Origin of the sequence: Kitasatospora cinereorecta (genome assembly GCF_024172095.1) — a bacterium.
GTDB classification, from domain to species: Bacteria; Actinomycetota; Actinomycetes; order Streptomycetales; family Streptomycetaceae; genus Kitasatospora; species Kitasatospora cinereorecta.
Genome location: NZ_JAMZDX010000003.1, coordinates 1,340,818 through 1,359,552 on the forward strand (window position 1 = coordinate 1,340,818; position 18,735 = coordinate 1,359,552).

Below are 18,735 nucleotides of genomic sequence, written 5' to 3' on the forward strand. Positions count from 1 at the left end.
GACGACGGAGGGCCCGGCACCGAACGGTGCCGGGCCCTCCAGCCGTGCGTCAGGCGCCCGCGGCGGTGTCCTCCGCGAAGCGGACCAGGGTGCGCACCGCGCTGGCGGTGCCGCCCTTCGGGGTGTAGCCGGACGGGCCGCCCTCGTTGAACGCCGGGCCGGCGATGTCCAGGTGCGCCCAGTCGATGCCCTCGGCCACGAACTCCTTCAGGAACAGGCCGGCCACCAGGCCGCCGCCCATCCGCTCGCCCATGTTGGCGAGGTCGGCGATGGTCGACTCGACCATGCCCTTGCGCAGGTCGGCCGGGAGCGGCATCGGCCAGGACTGCTCGCCGACCGCGGTGGCGGTCTCGTGCAGCTTGGTGCGCAGCTCGTCGTTGTTGGCCATCACGCCGAAGGTGCGGTTGCCCAGGGCCAGCACCATGGCGCCGGTCAGGGTGGCGACGTCCACGATCACGTCCGGCTGCTCCTCGCCGGCCCGGACGATCGCGTCGGCCAGCACCAGGCGGCCCTCGGCGTCGGTGTTCAGCACCTCGACGGTCTTGCCGCCGTACATGCGCAGCACGTCACCCGGGCGGGTGGCGGTGCCGGACGGCATGTTCTCCGCCAGGGCGAGCCAGGCGGTGACGTTGACCTGGAGGCCCAGGCGCTTGGCGGCGACCACGGCGGCGAACACGGCGGCGGCGCCGGCCATGTCGCACTTCATGGTCTCGTTGTGGCCGGCCGGCTTCAGCGAGATGCCGCCCGAGTCGTAGGTGATGCCCTTGCCGACGAAGGCCAGCGAGGCCTTGGCCTTCGGGTGGGTGTAGGCGACCTTCACCAGCCGGGGCGGGTTGGCCGAGCCGTTGCCCACGCCGAGAATGCCGCCGAAGCCGCCCTTGGTCAGCGCCTTCTCGTCCAGCACCTCGACCTTGAGGCCGTGCTCCTTGCCGGCCGCCTGGGCGATCGCGGCGAAGGACTTCGGGTTGAGATCGTTCGGGGCGGTGTTGACCAGGTCGCGGGCGCGGTTCATCTCCTCGCCGATCGCCGCGGCGCGCTCCACCGCGGCCTTGGCGTCCTTGGAGCCCTTGCGCTCGGCGAGCAGGACCAGCTCGCCGACCGGAGCCTTGCCGTCACCGCTCTTGTAGGTGCCGAAGGCGTACGCGCCGAGCAGCGCGCCCAGCGCGACCGCCTCGACGTCCTCGGCGGAGCCGGTCGGCAGCGCCAGCGCGGCCTTCTTCACGCCGGCCAGGGTGCGGGCGGCGACACCGGCGGCCTTGCGCAGCGCCTCCGCGTCGTAGCCGGCCTCGGCAGCCTCGCCGAGGCCCACGGCCAGCACCAGCGGGGCCTTCAGCCCGGCGGCGGACGGGACCTTGACCGCCTCGCCCTCGGCGCCGGTGGCACCCAGGGTGGTGAGGACCTCGGCCAGGGTGCCCTCGAAGGCCTCGACCACGGCCTCCGCCCCCGGGGCGACGACCAGGCCCTTGGGGCCCTTCGCCACGCCGATCACCAGGGCGTCCGCGCGCAGCGAGGCGGCGGACGAGGTGCTCACAGACAGTGCAGTCACGTAAATGCGTCCTGTTCTTTCGCGGTCCACAGCCGAGTACGGCGACGGTGCCGTACCGGCAATAACCCCGCCGAACTCCGCGGGGAAACGGGGCGCAGGGCTACGGTGCACCCCGCATGGTAGTCCGCATGCTGGGATTACGCCGCCCCACCCCGGCGTGATCACTTTCCCGGAATCCCGTGACGGTGCGTGAGATCGCGTTGAGTACTCTTCTCGCCACTGGAAACGGGGGAAACGGGGAGGACGAGTGGGCAACGCCGGGTTGGTGCACCAACTGCGGATGATGCACGCGAACGCGGGGGATCCGGATCTGCTGATGGCGGAGTTCCGGGCAGCCCTGCTCTACGTGCCGCAGGACGCACACGGTCGGGTCTGGTCCGGCGACCGGGGCGGGATCCGGTGGATCCACGCTTTCACCAGTGAGGCCCAACTCGCGGCCTTCGCCGAGAAGTCCGGGCACCGCGAGCCCGAGCTGGCGTACCTGACGGTCCGCGGGTCGCGGCTGCTGGACGTCGCGGTGCCCGCCGTCGGACAGCCGGCCGGCGTCGCGCTGGACGCGGCCGGGACGGCCGGCATGCTCTTCCCGCCGATGCGCGGGATCGTGCCGGACACCGCCGCGCTGGACGGGGGAGCCGCCTGATGGCCCAGTACCAGGTCGACCCGCAGGCCCTCAAGGCCGCCGCCGACGGCATCAACCACTCGATCGAGGAACTCAAGTCGATCGGCATCGTCGAGACCGCCGAGGTGGGCCGCAGCTTCGACAACCTGAAGATGACCAACCTGGAGATCGGCAGCCCCGACCTGCAGAGCGTGTTCGACGAGTTCTGCGAGCGCTGGGCCTGGGGCGTCCGCGCGATGATCCAGGACGGCAACCAGTTCGCCGAGCGGCTGCACCTGTCGGCCGGCCTCTACCACGACCAGGAGGAGTACGTCTCCGGCGTGGCCAAGGACCTCTACAGCGCCGCCATGGGCAACCCGAACCTCTCCCAGGAAGACGTCGAGAAGCGCTCCTGGGACCAGACCCTCAAGGACAACCCGATCAGCCAGGTCGCCCACGCCGACTACTCGGCCAAGTCGTTCGAGGCCGCCGCCGTCCACTCCGACGCCGCCTGGAAGAACACCGAGGCCGACCTGCTGGACAGCCGGATGGCCCTCGGCCAGCCCAACCTGGCGTACGACCCGGAGGCCGCCGCCCGGCTCAAGGAGCAGGCCAAGCAGGAGAACGCGCTCTCCCAGCAGCTGAGCGGAGGCCACTGATGGCCGGCCTGCTGGACAGCCTCGGCAACGCCTTCGACCACGCCGTTGACTCCGGCAAGAAGGCCGTCGGCGGCTTCGTCGACGCCAACGCGCACATCGCCGGCGGCATGCTCGACATGGTCGGCCTGGACGACGCGGCGCACGCGGTCGACAAGTGGGGCGACGGCTTCGCCGACTCCATGGGCGTCCAGCTCGGCGAGCAGCCGCTCGGCGCGAGCGAGGACCCCAAGGAACTGCTGCACGGCGACGCGAAGAAGCTCAACGAGACCGCCGGGCACCTCAGCAAGTTCCACACCGCGTTCGAGGAGACCGGCGCCGGGCTGACCAGGCTCGACCACGACCACTGGCAGGGCGAGGCCGCCGACGCCTTCCGCGCCAAGTTCGCCCCGCACCCGCCGCTCTGGCTGGCCGCCGCCGACGCCTGCGGGGCCGCCGCCAAGGCGCTGTACGACTACGCCGAGATCGTCACCTGGGCGCAGGACCAGGCCCAGCAGGCGATCGACGCCTACCGGGCCGCCGAGAAGGCCACCGCGGACGCCCGCGACAGCTACAAGCACGCGGTCGACTCCTACAACAAGGCCGCCGACCACTACAACCAGGTCTCGTCCGCCGGCGGCGACCCCGGCACCCCGCCGAGCAGACCCGGCGACTTCCAGGACCCCGGCACGGCCGGCCGCAAGCAGGCCTTCGAGCAGCTGCAGAACGCCCGCAAGCAGCGCGACACCGCCGCGCACACCGCCGCCGCCGCGATCAAGGCGGTCACCGACCACGCCCCGGCCAAGCCCAGCTTCACCGACCGGCTGGCCGCCGCGACGGCCGACTCCTTCGACGTCGCCGCCGTCAGCTACGTCCACGTCGAGGGCGGCATCCTCAAGGGCGCCGCCGACCTCGCCAAGTTCGGCCGCGGACTCAACCCGTACGACCCGTACAACCTCACCCACCCGGCCCAGTACATGGACCACGTCTCCACCACCCTCGCCGGGATGGTCACCACCGCCAACCACCCGGTGGAACTCGGCAAGGCCCTGGTCGGCTCCGGCTGGGGCTCCGACCCCGGCGAGGCCGCGGGCAAGTTCATCTTCAACGTCGGCTCCGGCATGCTCACCGGCGGCGGCAGCGAAGCCGGCGTGGTGGCAAAGCAGATGGCGGTGAACGCCGCCGAACGCAGCGCCGTCGACGTCGGCGAACGCGCCGGCATCAACGCCGCCGAACGCGCCGGGGCCAACGCCGGCGAGCACGCGGGCGCCGCCGCCCTCGAACGCCCCGGCGCCTTCGACCCGCCCGGCGCGCCCGCCCGCCAACCCCGGCCCGACACCATCCCCCGCACTGACGGGCCCGCCCCCCACTACGCCGGCCCGGAACCCGCCGACCCCTTCAACACCGTCCGCACCGACGCGGCCCCGCCCGCCCCGGCCCCCGAGCCGACCCCGGTCCACACCCCGGAACCGGCGCCCGAGCCTGCCCCGGTCCACACCCCGGAACCGGCACCCGCTCCCGAGCCTGCGCCCGTGCACGACCCTGCTCCGGCCCCCGAGCCCGCCCCCACGCATGAACCGGCTCCCACGCACGAAGCGGCGGCGCACGAACCGGGTTCCTCCGACCACGGGACGCACGACCATGCGACCCACGACCATGCGACCCACGACCCTGCGACCCACGAGCCGGCGCCCTCGCACACCCCTGAAGCGGAAGCCCCGACCCCGCCCCCCGAGCGCAAGGTCATCCCGGAGCACCGCTGGAACGCGATGACCGAGGAGCGTCAGCTCCAGGCCGCGGACGCGGAGTTGGGCCAGCACGCGAAGACCTTCCGGAACGAGGCCGATGCGGTCGGCTACGGCAACACCCACTGGAAGGACCAGGTCGCCGGCCTGACCGAGGACCAGAAGAGCGCCTTCGAGAACTACAGCGTCGAGTCGCGGGAACACGGTCTCACCTACAAGGAGATCAACGGCCAACTCCGCGCGCAGCAGGACCTCACCGGCGATATCGGCAAGGCGGTCGAGGACATGGACAAGGCGATGGCGGTCAACCGCGTCCCCGAGGACCTCGTTGTCAGCCGCGGCACCGACCTGAGTCACCTGGGCCTGTCTCCGCGTCAGCTGGTCGGCAAGACCTTCACCGAGGAGGGGTTCATGTCCACGTCCCTCGGCTCGCCGGCCGGCATCTTCGAGCTGAAGCAGGCCGTCATGCACATCCGGGTGCCGGCCGGGACGCCGGGTGTGTGGATGGAGGACCTCGCCGTCGGCGGCGCCGCAGAGCGGGAACTCCTCCTCGGCCGCGGCCTCAGCTGGAAGGCCAACCGAGTGGTCGAGATCAACGGCCAGACCCATGTGTACGCCGAGATCCTGCCGGGAGGACCCGTCTGATGAGCCAGCACTGGAACAGCCCCCGGCTGACCGAGGACCTGTCGTTCACGCTCGTGGACGGCCCGCCCGAGTACCCGAACAGTACCGACGGTCCGGTCGAGTACGTGGTCGTCGCCAACACCGTCGGAGTGGTCGGGTACCTGTGGGCGTCCGTCGCCAGCGACGCGGCCGGTGTCGTGCAGCGCGACGCGGCCGGCTCCGAGGGCTTCAACGCGATGGTCGCCTGGGTGGCCCGGCTGAGGGACGCGAGGGCCCGCGAGCTGGCGCCGGCGCAGGCGCTGGCCGAACTGGCGGAGTACGACGGCGGCCCCTACATGGGCCGGGCCGTGCCCGGAGAGCGCTACGTGACGGGCAGCCTGGACAACCTGGAGAGCCTGGCGAAGACCGGCTGGCGGCTGCACCCCAAGCCCGCCGACCCGCGGTCCCCGGGCGAGCTGCGGGAGGAGTTCCTGCGCAAGGCGGCCGAGAAAGCGGCGCGGAAGAAGGCCGGTCCCCAGCACCCACCGCTCACGTACGCCCAGCGGGTTCGGGCCCGCACGCGGCCCGGCGGCTGGATCGTGGTGCCGGACCCGGCCTTCGCGGAGGACTCCTGCCCCGCGTACGGCGAGGTCGGCCGCTGGCAGGTCGACCACCAGGGCGTTCCGGTGCGGTACCTGCCCAACTCGGATCATCTGCCGAGCCCGCTCGCCCTGGGTATGCGCGAGCCGGAGAACGCGGTCGAGGCGGCGGTCCAGCGCTTCGCGGCTGAGCACCTCGCGAAGGAGGACCTACTGCCTGTGCTGTTGGACGCACCGCTGACCGTCCGGGTCGCCGCGGAGGCGCCGGGTCTGTACCTGGAGGCCAATCGGTACGGCGGTGGCGAGGTCTCCGCGTACACCTCCGGTTCACTGGTTCCGGCCGGCTGGTCCGAGCACCGCGTCCTGACTGGTCGTCAGATCGCCGCGATGGCACCGGGAGCGGTACTCGCACTCAACCCGGGCCAGGAGCCGGATGCCTCGGTCGGGCTCGCGGCGCTCCGCCGCCTCGACCTCGCCCGAGCAGACGCAGGCCGACGCCCTGTCAGCCCGGGCGGCGGTGACGCCCCTCCGGCCTCCTAGACTCTGCGTGACCAGGCCGAATGGACGGGGGACGGACAGGGTGACGGACGACGCGAGCTGGGTGCCACCACTGCGGGCGGGACGCAAACCGGCCGGGCAGGCACTGCTCGGCTGGCTGGAGGACCCGCGTGCTCCCCGGATCTGCCGGGTCGGCGGCTCGTCGGGCAGTGGCCGCACGCACCTGCTGGCGTGGCTGGCGACGGGCTGCCCGCCGCACAACCCGAAAAGGGCGCGCAGGGTTCACGCCTACCTGCCCGCCGCCGGGCTGACCGTCCGCAGCGCCACCTGGCTGCTCGCGGACCGGCTGCGGACAACCGCCCGGACGCCGGTCCAGCTCGCGGCCGCGCTGAAGTCCGCGCCCCCGAGGGTGCTGGTGATCGCCGACCTGGACCGGGCGGGCGGCAGTGCCCTGCCCGACGAGCCGCGCCGGATCGTCACCGAGCTGCTCGCCCACCTGATGCACGTGCCGGACGTCCGTCTGGTGGTCGAGGCGGCCGAGGGCTCGCCGGCCGCGGTCGCACTGGGCGAACTGGACGTCGAGGTCGCGGCTCTCGACCTCGACGATCCGCGGTGGACCGAGCCGGACCGCTTCGCCGCCTGGTGCGCCAAGCTCCCGGGCACGCCGCTGCCCGCCGAGCAGGTCTACCCGAGCCCCGGCCTCGCCCGGCTCGCGGCCCGCGTCCACGACGGCGCACAGCCGGACGGCGGCCTGTCCCTCGATCCCGCCACCCCCCTCCGCGATCGCCTTCGCTCGACCGCCGCCGCCTGGTGGAAGACGCTTCCCGACGAGCTGAGGTCCACGGTCCGGGCGCTGGCGGCGGTGGAGCACGCCGTGCTCGCCGAGGAGTGGGCCACACTGCCCGGTGCCGGCGATCCGGACGCGGTCCGCCGGGCCGGTGAGCTTCTCCCGCCGCACGCCGACGGCATCTCCTGGCGGCTGCACCTGGAAGCGCTCGCCGCCGAGGCCACCGCCGAGGCGCCCCTGGACCATGCGGAGCTCGTCCGCGCCCTCGCGGCCGGCATCCCGCGCACCCCTGACGGCCGTCCGGACCACTCCGCAGCCGACCCCGAGCGGCTCGGCACGCTGCTGCGGCACGCCCTGGTGGCCGGCACCGCCGCAGAGTTCCTGGCCGACCCGGGCTTCGTGGTCCACGCCGACCCGCTCGCCGTCACTGCCGCCCTGGAGCACACGCCGCTGACCGAGGGCAGCCTCGCCGAAGGCTGGCGCCTGGCCGGCCCCGGGCTGCTCGGGACCGGAGCCCCGGCGGCCCGCGCCGCAACCCTGCACGCCTGGCTGCACGGCCACGACCCGGCGACGGACCGGAGCCTGGCCGTCGCGATGTCGCCCGCTCCCCGCTGGTTCGGTGTCTGGCGCCACCGCCCGCGGAACGGAGTGATCCACGGCCTCGCCGCAGGTCGCGGACCGCACCGGGGACGGGTCCTGGTGGCCACCCAGGATGGCGTACGGCTGCTCGACGCCTACACCGGCCAGGATCTGGGCGCCCACCTCGGCCGGCTCCCGGTCCGACCGGCCACCCTGGCCTGCGCGGAGGACGGCGCGCTGCTCGCCCTGGACAACGACGGCGTGCTCGGGATGCTGCCGTCACCGGCGCCCACCCCGGGCCCGGACGGTGCGACGGCCGTGGCCGGCTGGGCGGCGCAGCAGCTCGGCCAGGGGCTGACCGCGCTCGCGACCCCGATGATCGACGGCAATCCGCTGGTGGTCGTCGGCGACGCGGACGGCCGGCTGACCTGTTTCCGCGAGCCGGGGAAGCCGGGTGTGGCCACGGAGGAGCCCGTGCACCGTACGGTGACGGCCCTGGCGGTCGCCGAGGTCGACGCCGGACTCATGGTGGTCAGTGGGGGCACCGACGGTGCGATGCGACTCTGGAAGCCCGGGCAGCCGCCGCTGGCGGACCCGATCGGCGCCCGGCCCTTCACGGTCACCGCCGTTGCGGCCGGCCGCACCGACCACGGGGTGCTGTACCTCACCGCCTGGGCCGACGGTTTCGTCCGGCTGCTGCGGCTGGACTCGGCCCGGAGCGAGATCCACCTGCGCCTCGGCTCGGCGGTGCGGTTCGCCGCGATCGACCCGTCCGGCCGGGTCCATCTCGCCCTCCTGGACGCGGTGTTCTGCGTCTACGTCCCGCCGCTGGAGTGACGGGCGGTCAGCTGACGCCGATCAGGGCCGCCGCGACCAGTGCCCCGGTCGCGGCGGTCTCCGCCATCGCACCGAGCACATCCCCCGTCACCCCGCCGAACCGCCGTACGCAGCGGCGCAGCAGCAGCCAGGCGCAGCCGACCCCGGCCGCCAGCGCGATCGGCGGGACGGGGGAGCGGCCGGCCAGTCCGACCGCGAGCGCGGTGACGGCGGTGACGGCGGCGGCCGCGAGCGGGTGCACGGTCGAGGCGACCATCGCGCCCAGCCCGCCCGGCCGGGCGGCGGGCACCGAGCGCAGGCAGCCCCAGGCGAGCGCGCAGCGCGCGGCCAGCGCGGCGGTGAGCACGGCGAGCGCGCCGCGCGCGGGGGAGTGGGCGAACTGCCCGGCCAGGGCGGCGATCTGGGCGAGCAGGGCGAGCACCAGGGTGAGCACGCCGAACGGCCCGATGTCGGACTGCTTCATGATCCGCAGCGCGTCCTCGGCCGGCTTGTTGCTGCCGAGCCCGTCGGCGACGTCGGCCAGGCCGTCCAGGTGCAGGCCGCGGGTGAGCGCGGCGAGGACGGCCACCGCTGCCACCGCGCCGAGCAGCGGGCCGCCGCGCCAGGCCGCGAGGGCGCCGACGCCCGCGGCGAGGCCGCCGAGCACCAGCCCGACCACCGGGGCGAGCACCATCGCCGCCCCGCCGGCCGCCCGGTCCCAGCGGTCCACCCGGACCCGCAGCACCGACAGGGTGCCGAAGGCGAACCGAAGGCCGCTGACGCCGAGCGTCACGGGCCCGCGGTCGGCCGCCACCGGGTCCGAAGCCCGGTCTGCCATCCGGTCCGCCATCCCGGGGCCGGCCTAGTAGCGGCCGAGCAGCTCCGCCGCGGTCGGCAGCTTGGCCGGCGGGCGGGGCTTCAGCGGCGTGGCCGAGGGGACGGCGGCCGGCTCGGCGAGCGTGTCGGAGGCGGCCTGCAGCAGCGGCAGGGCAAGTACGGCGCCGACGCCCTCGCCCATGGTGACGCCGAGCTCCTGCAGCGGCGTCAGGGTGAGCCGGTCGTACGCCTTGGCCTGGGCGGGCTCGCCGGTGCCGGCGCCGGCCCGCCACCACTCGGGGGAGCGGAAGGCGACCCGCTGCGCGACCAGGGCGCAGGCGGCCGAGACCACGCCGTCGAGCACCACGGGCAGCTTGCGGACGGCGGCCTGGAGCAGGAAGCCGGTGATCGCGGCGAAGTCCGCGCCGCCGGTGGCGGCGAGCAGGCCCAGCTGGTCGCCGAGGACCGGGCGGGCCCGGCGCAGCGCGTCGCGGACGGTGGCGCACTTGACCATCCACACCCGGTCGTCGATGCCGGAGCCGCGCCCCGTGACGGCCGCGGCGTCGGTGCCGCAGAGCGCGCCGACCAGGACGGCGGCCACCGTGGTCGCGCCCACGCCGAGGTCGCCGAGGACCACCAGGTCGGTGCCGGCGTCGGCCTCCTCGTCGGCGACCGCGGCGCCCGCGTGGAAGGCCCGGGCGGCCTCCTCGGCGGTGAGCGCGTCCTCGACGTCGATCCGGCCGGAGCCGCGCCGCACCCGGTGCCGCACGACCTCCTCCGGGAACTCGGCCGGGTCGGTGTCGACCGCGACGTCCACCACCCGCACGCCCGCGCCGTAGCGGCGGGCCAGCACCGCGATCGGGGCGGTGCCGTCGAGCACGGCGCGGACCCGGTCGGCGGTGCCGCCCCTGGCGTCCAGCGCGGACACCCCGAGCGAGGCCACCCCGTGGTCGCCGGCGAACAGCAGCACCTTGGCGGCGCTCAGCGGGCGGGTCGGGGACGAGCCCTGTACCGAGGCGAGCCAGGCGCCGAGCTCCTGCAGCTGTCCCAGGCCGCCGTTCGGCATCGCCAGCTGCTTCCAGCGCTCCTCGGCGGCTCGCCGGGCACCCTCGTCGGGCCGCTCCACGAGCGAGGAGAAGGTATCGAGATCCACGGTGGTGTCCATCGCCGGGAAGCCTATACGCCAGTCGCTTTGATGGTCAGCACCTGTCCGGCGACCACCAGCAGCACCTGCTCGGAGGCGTCGGCCACCGCCATGTTGAGCCGCCCGAGGGTGTCCCGGAAGCGCCGCCCGGCCGCGGTCGCCGGGACGACCCCCATGCCGACCTCGTTGCTGACCGCGACCACCTGCCGGGAGGTGGTCCGCCAGGCCTCGGCGAGTGCCGCGCAGCGGGCCTGGACGACCCGTTCGCCGCCGTCGAGCCAGACCTCGTCGTCCCAGGCGCCGTGCTCGTCCATCACGGCGGTCAGCCACAGCGCGAGGCAGTCGATCAGCACCGGCGCCGGGTCGGCGGGGTCGGCGAGCACCCGCTCCAGCTCGCAGGTCTCGGCGGTCCGCCAGCTCGCGGGCCGCCGCTCCCGGTGCAGCTCCACCCGCCGGGCCCAGTCGACGTCGCCGTCCCGCTGCCCGCTGGTGGCCACGTACAGCACGTCGTCGTGGGTCAGCAGCAGTTGCTCGGCGCGGGTGGACTTGCCGGACCGCGCGCCGCCGAGGATCAGGGTGCGGGGGAGTGCCATGCCCGCCATCCTGCCGCACGAGGCATGAGGAGCCGTGCGGCGGGCACGCTACTGTTCGCTGCACAGCGAGCACGGAAGAGCACGGACGAGCACGACGAGCAAGGGAGGCCCGCGCATGGTGTGGACGTGGCGGTACGAGCAGGGGGACGGCACGGTGGTCACCCCGGCCGGCGGCGTGGAGGAGTTCTCCAGCCAGGGCGACGCCGAGTCGTGGATCGGCGAGGAGTGGAAGCAGCTGGCGGCCGACGGCGTCGACCGGGTGGTGCTGCTGGAGGACGGCCGCGAGATCTACCCGATGAGCCTGCACGAGGCCTGAGACCCGACCGGGCGGGACCCGGCCGGGCGAGGCCGGAGGGCGCGGCGGTTACTTCGCCGCGAACACGTGCAGCAGGGCCGCCACCTGCCGGTAGGGGTCCTGGCGGCCCGCGCGCTCCTCGGCGTCGAGCAGCTGGGCGAGGCGGCGCCCGTCCACCGGGGCCGCCTCGTCGGCCGTCGTGTCGGTGAAGACCCGCACCCCGTACCAGTGCCGCACCGGCACGGCCAGCTCGGCCAGCGTGGTGGACAGCTCGCCGAGCCGGTCGGCCCGGGCGGGCAGGCCCAGCCGGTTGGTGTACCGGGTGGAGTCGAAGGCCTCGCCGCAGGCCCGCCAGTCGCCGGTCAGCCCGGCCCGCATGGCCAGCGCGTCGGCGTTGCGCACCAGCAGCGAGAGCAGCCCGCCGGGGGCGAGGATCCGGGCCAGCGAGGCCAGCATCGGGTCCGGGTCGGGCAGGTACATCAGCACGCCGTGGCAGAGCACCAGGTCGAAGCTGCGCGGCCCGAACCACCGGCCGCACTGGTGACCGTCGCCGGCCAGCAGCTGCACCCGCGCCCGCACCTCGGGCGGCTCGGCGGCGAGCGCGCTGTGGGCGGCCGTCAGCATCGCCGGGTCGGGGTCGATCCCGGTGACCGCGTGGCCGGCCCGGGCCAGCCGCAGGGCCTGGGTGCCCTGGCCGCAGCCGACGTCCAGCACCCGCAGGGCGGTGAGCCCGGCCAGCTGCTCGGCGAGCTGCCGGGTGACCAGCTCCTGGCGGACCAGGTTGTGCAGCCCGCCCTGCCGGGCGAGCCAGGCCCCGGCGCCGCTCTGCTGCGTCCCGCCGCCGGGGTACGCGCCGCCGGCGTACGCGCCGGCCCCGTACCCGCCGCCGCGGGCGGGCAGCAGGTCGAGCCGGTCGTGCCGGCCGCCGGACTGCCCCGGCAGGGCATGCAGACCGGGCCCATCCGGTACGACCGGATGGGCCCAGGACGGCGACGGTGCGTCCGCGGTCAGGGCCGCTCGCCCCGCTTGACCTGCGGCTTGGGCAGCCGCAGTCGGCGCATCTGCAGGGTGCGCATCAGACCGTAGGCGACGGCGCCCCGGCTGTTCTGGTCGGGGAAGCGGGTCTGCAGGGCCTTGCGCAGGGTCAGGCCCAGGCGCACGAAGTCCAGGATCACCACCACGAAGAAGATCATGAACAGCACGGTGGAGGCGAGCTGCAGCACCGGCACCCGGACGATGCTCAGCACCAGCACCACCACCGCGTACGGCAGGAAGAACTCGGCGGCCGACCAGCGGGAGTCGATGAAGTCGCGGGTGAAGCGGCGCACCGGGCCCTTGTCACGGGCCGGCAGGTAGCGCTCGTCGCCCTCGAGCAGCGCGGTGCGCTGCTTCTCGCGCTCGGTGCGCATCCGATCGCGAGCCTGGCGGCTGGCTTCCTTGCGGTCCTTGGGGACGGTGACCCGTGTCCTGCGGTGGGCCTCGGCCTCATTGCGCTTGGGCGTGGGCCGGCCCTTGGGGGCCTGCGGGTCGCGGGGCAGGTTCTTCTCGTCCTCCTTGGTCATGACCACGGTGGAGGAGGAGGCATCTTCAGAGCGGCGTCGGAACACACCCCCAGCGTACGTGTTGCCCCGGTGCTTTCCGCGGTGCCGTCGGACGCAAAGCGATATCGATCACCTCGGGGGCGTTTTTCGGGGTCGCCTCCACCCCAGGGACGATTCCGCTCCCGACCAGGCTGTAGCAGTCTTGTTTCAGGCTCGTGCACTGCGGCGAGAACCTCGCTGCACATACACTCGACCTTGATACGAGACGGAACCCGCAGGCCCGAAGAAGGGGGCACTCGAGGCCCATGAGCGACGGAATCATGAAGCGTATGGGGCTGATCTTCCGCTCCAAGGCGAACAAGGCCCTGGACCGGGCGGAAGACCCGCGCGAAACGCTCGACTACTCCTACCAGAAGCAGCTGGAACTGCTGCAGAAGGTGCGCAGGGGCGTCGCTGACGTGGCCACCTCGCGCAAGCGCCTTGAGCTCCAGCTGACCCAGCTCCAGCAGCAGTCCGCGAAGTACGAGGACCAGGGCCGCAAGGCGCTCTCCCTCGGCCGGGAGGACCTGGCCCGCGAGGCACTGACCCGCAAGTCCAACCTCCAGTCGCAGATCACCGACCTGGAGACCCAGTACCAGGCGCTGCAGGCCGAGGAGGAGAAGCTCACGCTCGCCTCCCAGCGCCTCCAGGCCAAGGTGGACGCCTTCCGCACCAAGAAGGAGACCATCAAGGCCACCTACACGGCCGCGCAGGCGCAGACCCGGATCGCCGAGTCCTTCTCGGGCATCTCCGAGGAGATGGGCGACGTGGGCCTGGCCATCCAGCGGGCCGAGGACAAGACCGCGCAGATGCAGGCCCGGGCCGGCGCGATCGACGAGCTGCTCGCCTCCGGCGCGCTCGACGACGCCAGCGGTCTCGGCCGCAAGGACGACATCGAGGCCGAGCTGGAGCGGGTGGCCGGCGGCAGCGACGTCGAGCTGGAGCTCGCCCGGATGAAGGCCGAGCTGACCGGCGGGACCCCGGCCTCGCAGCCGCAGGCCATCGAGCCGGGCAAGCAGGACACCCCGCCGCCCACCATCAACTACAACAAGTAACCCGGGACAGGGAGACGCACCGGCATGATCATGAGGGTCATGGGTGAGGGGCAGTTCCAGGTCGGCGAGAGCGACCTGAACCGGCTCAACCAGCTCGACGAGGAGCTGCTCACCGCACTGGAGTCGGGTGACGAGTCGGCCTTCCGGGCCGCGCTCGGCAGTCTGCTGGATGCGGTGAAGGAGGTCGGCAGCCCACTGCCGGACGACTCGCTGGAGCCGTCGGACCTGATCCTCCCGGACGCCGAGGCGACCATCGACGAGGTCCGCGAGATGCTGCGGACCGAGGGCGACGGTCTGATCCCGGGCCTGCCCGAGTAGGTCTCGTAGCGCAACGCCGTGAGGGCGGGCTCCCCAGCCGGGGAGCCCGCCCTCACGCATGTGTACGGGCTACGGCAGGGCCAGCATCCGGTCCAGCGCGGCCTTGGCGTACTTCTCGGTCTCCGGGTCCACGGTGATCACGTTCGGCACCCGGCCCTCGACCAGCGACTCCAGCGCCCACACCAGGTGCGGCAGGTCGATCCGGTTCATGGTCGAGCAGAAGCACACCGTGCGGTCGAGGAAGACGACCTCCTTGTCCGGGTGCGCCTTGGCCAGGCGGCGGACCAGGTTGAGCTCGGTGCCGATGGCCCACTTTGAGCCGGGCTCGGCCGCGTCCAGCGCCTTGATGATGTACTCGGTCGAGCCCACCATGTCGGCGGCGGTGACCACCTCGTGCTTGCACTCCGGGTGCACCAGCACGGTCACGCCGGGGATCCGCTCGCGGACCTCCTCGACCGACTGCAGGTTGAACCGGCCGTGCACCGAGCAGTGCCCGCGCCACAGGATCATCTTCGCGTTCCGCAGCTCCTCGGCGGTCAGGCCGCCGTTGGGCTTGTGCGGGTTGTAGAGGACGCAGTCCTCCAGCGAGAAGCCCATCTCCAGCACGGCGGTGTTGCGGCCGAGGTGCTGGTCGGGCAGGAAGAGCACCTTCTGGCCCTGCTCGAAGGCCCACTCCAGCGCCCGCTTGGCGTTGGAGGAGGTGCAGATGGTGCCGCCGTGCTTGCCGGTGAAGGCCTTGATGTCGGCGGAGGAGTTCATGTACGAGACCGGCACGGTCACGTCGGCTATGCCGGCGTCGCTCAGCACGTCCCAGCACTCGGCGACCTGCTCGGCGGTGGCCATGTCGGCCATCGAGCAGCCGGCCGCCAGGTCCGGCAGGACGACCTGCTGGGCCTCGGAGGTCAGGATGTCGGCCGACTCGGCCATGAAGTGCACACCGCAGAAGACGATGTACTCGGCCTCCGGCCGGGCCGCGGCGTCGCGGGCCAGCTTGAAGGAGTCGCCGGTGACATCGGCGAACTCGATGACCTCGTCGCGCTGGTAGTGGTGGCCGAGGATGAAGACGCGGTCGCCGAGCTTCTCCTTGGCGGCGCGGGCGCGCTCGACCAGGTCGGGGTCGGAGGCGGCGGGCAGATCGCCGGGGCACTCGACGCCGCGCTCGCTCCGGGGGTCGGCCTCGCGGCCGAGGAGCAGGAGCGCGAGAGGCGTCGGGTTCGGGTCGACGCCGTAGGTCTCGGTGGTGGTGGTCACGGGCGGGTGCCCTCCTGGTGCGGCCGATCGCTTTTCCCGACCAGCCTTCTCGTCTTTCTGACGCTATCTATGATAACCGCTTAGCGTCAGGCTGACGATGGCCGTCTTGTCGATGTGACGAGAACCGCTCACCAGGATGGATGCTTCCGGCGCGAGATCCGGGCGCTCTCCGGCTTGGCTGGAGGCCATGAAGGCAATCGCGATCCGCCGGTACGGCGGCCCCGAGGTGGTCGAGTACACCGAGCTCCCCGACCCCAAGGTCGGACCGGACTCCGTCCTGGTCCGGGTCCGGGCAGCCGGGGTCAACCCGGTCGACTGGAAGGTCCGCGAAGGACGCCTCGACGGCATCCTCGACGCCCACTTCCCGCTGGTCATGGGATTCGACTGCGCCGGCACGGTGCAGGCCGTCGGCGGCGGCGTCACCGAGTTCCGCCCCGGCGACGAGGTGATCGGCTACGTCCGCAAGGACTGCCTCGAACACGGTACCTACGCAGAGCTGGTCGCCGCCCCCGTCCGCACCCTGGCCCGCAAGCCCGCCGCCCTGGACTGGGCCCAGGCCGGCGGCCTCCCGCTCGCCGGACTCACCGCCTACCAGGCCCTGGTCAAGGCGCTGGACGTCCGCGCGGGGGAGACCGTCCTGGTGCACGCCGCCGCCGGCGGGGTGGGCAGCCTGGCCGTCCAGATCGCCACCCACCTCGGCGCCCGGGTCATCGGCACCGCCGCCGAACGCAACCACCTCTTCCTGCGCGGCCTCGGCGCCGAACCCGTCGAGTACGGCCCCGGCCTGGCCGACCGGGTCCGCGCACTCGCCCCCGGCGGCGTGGACGCCGCCCTCGACCTGGTCGGCGGCGACGCCGTCGAGATCTCCGCCGACCTGGTCACCGACCCCGCCCGGATCGCCTCCGTCGCCGACTACCGGGTCACCGCCCGCGGCGGCCGCTACGTCTGGACCCGCCCCGACGGCGCCGACCTCGCCGAGGTCGCCCGGCTCGCCGACGAGGGCAGCCTCACCGTCCCCGTCGTCTCCACCTTCCCGCTCTCCCAGGCCGCCTCCGCCCAGGCCCTCAACGCCGAGGGCCGCACCCGCGGCAAGATCGTGCTTCTGGTGGACTGATCCCCGGCATCGGCGAGAATGGGCCCGCAGAGTCGTTTCTCCGGACTCCGCCACCCTCACCCGCACCACCCGTGGAGCCCCAGCAATGAGCGTGCACCTCCCGCCCGACCTGGCCGGGGCCCCGCTCGACGACACCGACCGCCTGCTGATCGAACACCTCAGCCGGGACGGCCGCGCCTCGTACGCCGAGATCGGCCTGCTGGTGAACCTCTCCGCCACCGCCGTCCGCCGCCGGATCGACCGGCTGCGCGCCCGCGGCGTGGTCCGCGGCTTCACCGTCGTCCTCGACCCCGCCCTGCTCGGCTGGCGCACCGAAGCCTTCGTCGAGGTCTACTGCCGCGCCCGCACCTCGCCCGAGGAACTGCTCGCCAGCCTGCGCCAGTTCCCCGAGGTGGTCGCCGCCTGGACGGTCACCGGCGATCCCGACGCCCTGGTCCACCTCCGCGCCTCCGACACCCGCCACCTGGAAGCCGTCATCGAGCGCATCCGCAAGGAGCCCGGCGTGCAACGCAGCCGCAGCTCCGTGGTCCTCTCCCGGTTGATCGGCTGACACCTCCCGTCGACCCCGCGCAGGAATCCTGCGCGGGCCCGCCGAATACGCCCGAAAGCTGCCCCGGGCGGCCCCGTTCCGACGCGCGCCCGCCGCACCCCGCTGCCTACGCTGATCATGTCCGGACGCCCCACCAGCCCCGGCCCTCCCACACCCTCAGCAGCGAGAGGCACCCCCGTGTTCGCAGCCCCCGACCGCATGCACCAGCCCGACAGCCAGCTGGTCGAGCTCGTCTTCGACTACATGCGCGAGCGGCTGCAGTACAACCCCGTGCCGCTCGACCACCCCGGCGACGGCGAGCAGCTGCGCGCCCACCTCTCCGGCCTGCTCAACGAGCACGGCAACAACCCGGCCGACGTGCTCAAGCTCTACGACCACGAGCTCTCCCGCGCTGTCATCTCCGCCGACAGCCCGCGCTACCTCTCCTTCATCCCCTGCGCCCCCACCAAGGCCGCACTCCTCTTCGACATGGTCGTCTCCTGCGCCTCCCTCCAGGGCATCTCCTGGCTGGAGGCGGCCGGCGCCATCGCCGCCGAGAACCAGGTGCTGCGCCTGATAGCGGACCGGGCCGGCCTGCCCGAGAGCGCCGGCGGCACCTTCGTCTCCGGCGGCTCCGCGGGCAACCTCTCCGCCCTCGTCGTCGCCCGGGACACCGCCCGCCGCAAGCTGGGCGTCGGCCCCGAGGCCCGGCTGCGGATCGCCGTCGCCGACCAGGTCCACTCCTCGGTCAAGAACACCTTCAACATCATCGGCGTCGACGCCTTCGTCGTCCCGACCGTCGACCGCCGCTTCACCGGCGACGCGCTGCGCGCCGCCCTCGCCGCCGACCCGAACCCGGAGACCGTCATCGCCGTGGTCGGCACCGCCGGCACCACCAACGAGGGCATCGTCGACGACCTCCAGGGCCTGTCCGAGGTCACCCGCGAGCGCGGCCTGTGGTTCCACGTCGACGGCGCGTACGGCGGCGCCGGCCTGTTCGCCCCCTCCGTGCGCGAGCGCTACAACGGCATCGAGCACGCGGACTCCTTCGTGGTGGACCCGCACAAGTGGCTGTTCGCCCCGTTCGACTGCGCCGCCCTGCTCTACCGCAACCCGCAGCTCGCCCGCGCCGTGCACACCCAGGACGCCTCCTACCTCGACGTCCTGCACACCGAGGGCGACGAGTGGAACCCCACCGACTACGCCTACCACCTCACCCGCCGCGCCCGCGGCCTGCCGCTCTGGTTCTCGCTCGCCGTCCACGGCACCCAGGCGTACACCGACGCCATCGAGACCGGCCTCACGCTGGCGCGGGACACCGCCCAGGTGATCCGCGACAGCGAGCACCTGGAGCTGCTGCACGACCCGCAGCTCTCCGCCGTCTGCTTCCGCCGCAAGGGCTGGACCAACGACGACTACTACCGCTGGTCGCAGCAGCTGCTCGCCGACCAGATCGGCTTCGTCACCCCCACCGGCTGGGACGGCGAGACGGTCGCCCGCTTCGCGTTCCTGCACCCGGGCACCACGATGGAGATGGTGAACGAGATCCTGGACACCATGAAGTAGGGGGCTTCTCTCCAGGGGCTCGGGGCTCTGCTCATGAGCGGCTCCGCCGCGGGGGCGAGGCCGACCCC

18 protein-coding genes are annotated in these 18,735 nt (G+C 73.3%); 11 read left to right on the plus strand and 7 right to left on the minus strand.

All coding sequences use genetic code 11. The annotated features are described in order from the left end of the window. Positions 1 to 49: 49 nt before the first annotated feature. A complete protein-coding gene (locus FHR36_RS19445; RefSeq protein ID WP_253798979.1) occupies positions 50 to 1,546 on the minus strand; it encodes a leucyl aminopeptidase in 1,497 nt (498 codons plus the stop codon). 247 nt (positions 1,547 to 1,793) lie between these two features. Here FHR36_RS19445 and FHR36_RS19450 point away from each other — a divergent pair, with 247 nt between their 5' ends. The 5 genes from FHR36_RS19450 to FHR36_RS19470 are packed head-to-tail and all read left to right on the plus strand — an operon-like array spanning position 1,794 to position 8,427. Further along, positions 1,794 to 2,186 carry an SseB family protein gene (locus FHR36_RS19450; RefSeq protein ID WP_253798982.1) on the plus strand — a complete coding sequence of 131 codons (393 nt, stop codon included), beginning with the start codon at positions 1,794 to 1,796 and terminating at the stop codon, positions 2,184 to 2,186. Beyond that, positions 2,186 to 2,803, plus strand: coding sequence for a hypothetical protein (locus tag FHR36_RS19455; RefSeq protein WP_253798984.1), 618 nt, complete (start codon positions 2,186 to 2,188; stop codon positions 2,801 to 2,803). The genes FHR36_RS19450 and FHR36_RS19455 overlap by 1 nt, the downstream gene beginning before the upstream one ends. Beyond that, positions 2,803 to 5,169 carry a putative T7SS-secreted protein gene (locus FHR36_RS19460; protein ID WP_253798987.1) on the plus strand — a complete coding sequence of 789 codons (2,367 nt, stop codon included), beginning with the start codon at positions 2,803 to 2,805 and terminating at the stop codon, positions 5,167 to 5,169. The genes FHR36_RS19455 and FHR36_RS19460 overlap by 1 nt, the downstream gene beginning before the upstream one ends. Further along, a complete protein-coding gene (locus FHR36_RS19465; protein WP_253798990.1) occupies positions 5,169 to 6,266 on the plus strand; it encodes a type VII secretion system-associated protein in 1,098 nt (365 codons plus the stop codon). The genes FHR36_RS19460 and FHR36_RS19465 overlap by 1 nt, the downstream gene beginning before the upstream one ends. Before the next feature lie 40 nt (positions 6,267 to 6,306). Next, entirely contained in the window at positions 6,307 to 8,427 is a 2,121-nt protein-coding gene (locus FHR36_RS19470) for a hypothetical protein (protein ID WP_253798993.1), read from the plus strand. Between the two features lie 7 nt (positions 8,428 to 8,434). Here the strand turns inward: FHR36_RS19470 and FHR36_RS19475 are convergent, their stop codons facing one another. Genes FHR36_RS19475 through cobU form a run of 3 tightly spaced genes read right to left on the minus strand, consistent with a single transcriptional unit; the run spans position 8,435 to position 10,959 of the window. Further along, positions 8,435 to 9,244, minus strand: a complete 810-nt coding sequence (locus tag FHR36_RS19475; protein WP_253798995.1) for an adenosylcobinamide-GDP ribazoletransferase — start codon at positions 9,242 to 9,244, stop codon at positions 8,435 to 8,437. 24 nt (positions 9,245 to 9,268) lie between these two features. After that, complete coding sequence (locus FHR36_RS19480) at positions 9,269 to 10,387, minus strand: nicotinate-nucleotide--dimethylbenzimidazole phosphoribosyltransferase (RefSeq protein ID WP_253798998.1); 1,119 nt, start codon at positions 10,385 to 10,387, stop codon at positions 9,269 to 9,271. 11 nt (positions 10,388 to 10,398) lie between these two features. Then, positions 10,399 to 10,959: a bifunctional adenosylcobinamide kinase/adenosylcobinamide-phosphate guanylyltransferase gene (gene cobU, locus FHR36_RS19485; RefSeq protein ID WP_253799000.1), complete on the minus strand. Its 561-nt coding sequence runs from the start codon at positions 10,957 to 10,959 to the stop codon at positions 10,399 to 10,401. A gap of 115 nt (positions 10,960 to 11,074) precedes the next feature. Here cobU and FHR36_RS19490 point away from each other — a divergent pair, with 115 nt between their 5' ends. After that, positions 11,075 to 11,275, plus strand: coding sequence for a hypothetical protein (locus FHR36_RS19490; protein ID WP_253799002.1), 201 nt, complete (start codon positions 11,075 to 11,077; stop codon positions 11,273 to 11,275). A gap of 48 nt (positions 11,276 to 11,323) precedes the next feature. On the opposite strand, the gene FHR36_RS19495 is transcribed toward FHR36_RS19490, so the two are convergent. Further along, positions 11,324 to 12,034: a class I SAM-dependent methyltransferase gene (locus tag FHR36_RS19495; RefSeq protein WP_253799447.1), complete on the minus strand. Its 711-nt coding sequence runs from the start codon at positions 12,032 to 12,034 to the stop codon at positions 11,324 to 11,326. Between the two features lie 227 nt (positions 12,035 to 12,261). Further along, positions 12,262 to 12,816, minus strand: coding sequence for a DUF3043 domain-containing protein (locus FHR36_RS19500; protein WP_253799004.1), 555 nt, complete (start codon positions 12,814 to 12,816; stop codon positions 12,262 to 12,264). Between the two features lie 308 nt (positions 12,817 to 13,124). On the opposite strand from FHR36_RS19500, the gene FHR36_RS19505 reads away from it, so the two are divergent. Both FHR36_RS19505 and pspAA read left to right on the plus strand, forming a co-directional pair. Then, positions 13,125 to 13,889: a PspA/IM30 family protein gene (locus FHR36_RS19505; RefSeq protein WP_253799005.1), complete on the plus strand. Its 765-nt coding sequence runs from the start codon at positions 13,125 to 13,127 to the stop codon at positions 13,887 to 13,889. A 24-nt stretch (positions 13,890 to 13,913) separates the two neighbouring features. Next, positions 13,914 to 14,207, plus strand: a complete 294-nt coding sequence (gene pspAA / locus FHR36_RS19510) for a PspA-associated protein PspAA (RefSeq protein ID WP_253799006.1) — start codon at positions 13,914 to 13,916, stop codon at positions 14,205 to 14,207. A gap of 69 nt (positions 14,208 to 14,276) precedes the next feature. On the opposite strand, the gene nadA is transcribed toward pspAA, so the two are convergent. Then, positions 14,277 to 15,458 carry a quinolinate synthase NadA gene (gene nadA, locus FHR36_RS19515; RefSeq protein WP_253799007.1) on the minus strand — a complete coding sequence of 394 codons (1,182 nt, stop codon included), beginning with the start codon at positions 15,456 to 15,458 and terminating at the stop codon, positions 14,277 to 14,279. Positions 15,459 to 15,645: 187 nt separating this feature from the next. On the opposite strand from nadA, the gene FHR36_RS19520 reads away from it, so the two are divergent. The 3 genes from FHR36_RS19520 to FHR36_RS19530 all read left to right on the plus strand — a co-directional run bounded on the left by FHR36_RS19520 (position 15,646) and on the right by FHR36_RS19530 (position 18,667). Continuing rightward, positions 15,646 to 16,572 carry an NADP-dependent oxidoreductase gene (locus FHR36_RS19520; protein ID WP_253799009.1) on the plus strand — a complete coding sequence of 309 codons (927 nt, stop codon included), beginning with the start codon at positions 15,646 to 15,648 and terminating at the stop codon, positions 16,570 to 16,572. 85 nt (positions 16,573 to 16,657) lie between these two features. Then, positions 16,658 to 17,122, plus strand: a complete 465-nt coding sequence (locus FHR36_RS19525) for an Lrp/AsnC family transcriptional regulator (protein WP_253799012.1) — start codon at positions 16,658 to 16,660, stop codon at positions 17,120 to 17,122. Between the two features lie 177 nt (positions 17,123 to 17,299). Further along, positions 17,300 to 18,667 carry a pyridoxal phosphate-dependent decarboxylase family protein gene (locus FHR36_RS19530; protein ID WP_253799016.1) on the plus strand — a complete coding sequence of 456 codons (1,368 nt, stop codon included), beginning with the start codon at positions 17,300 to 17,302 and terminating at the stop codon, positions 18,665 to 18,667. Positions 18,668 to 18,735: the final 68 nt, after the last annotated feature.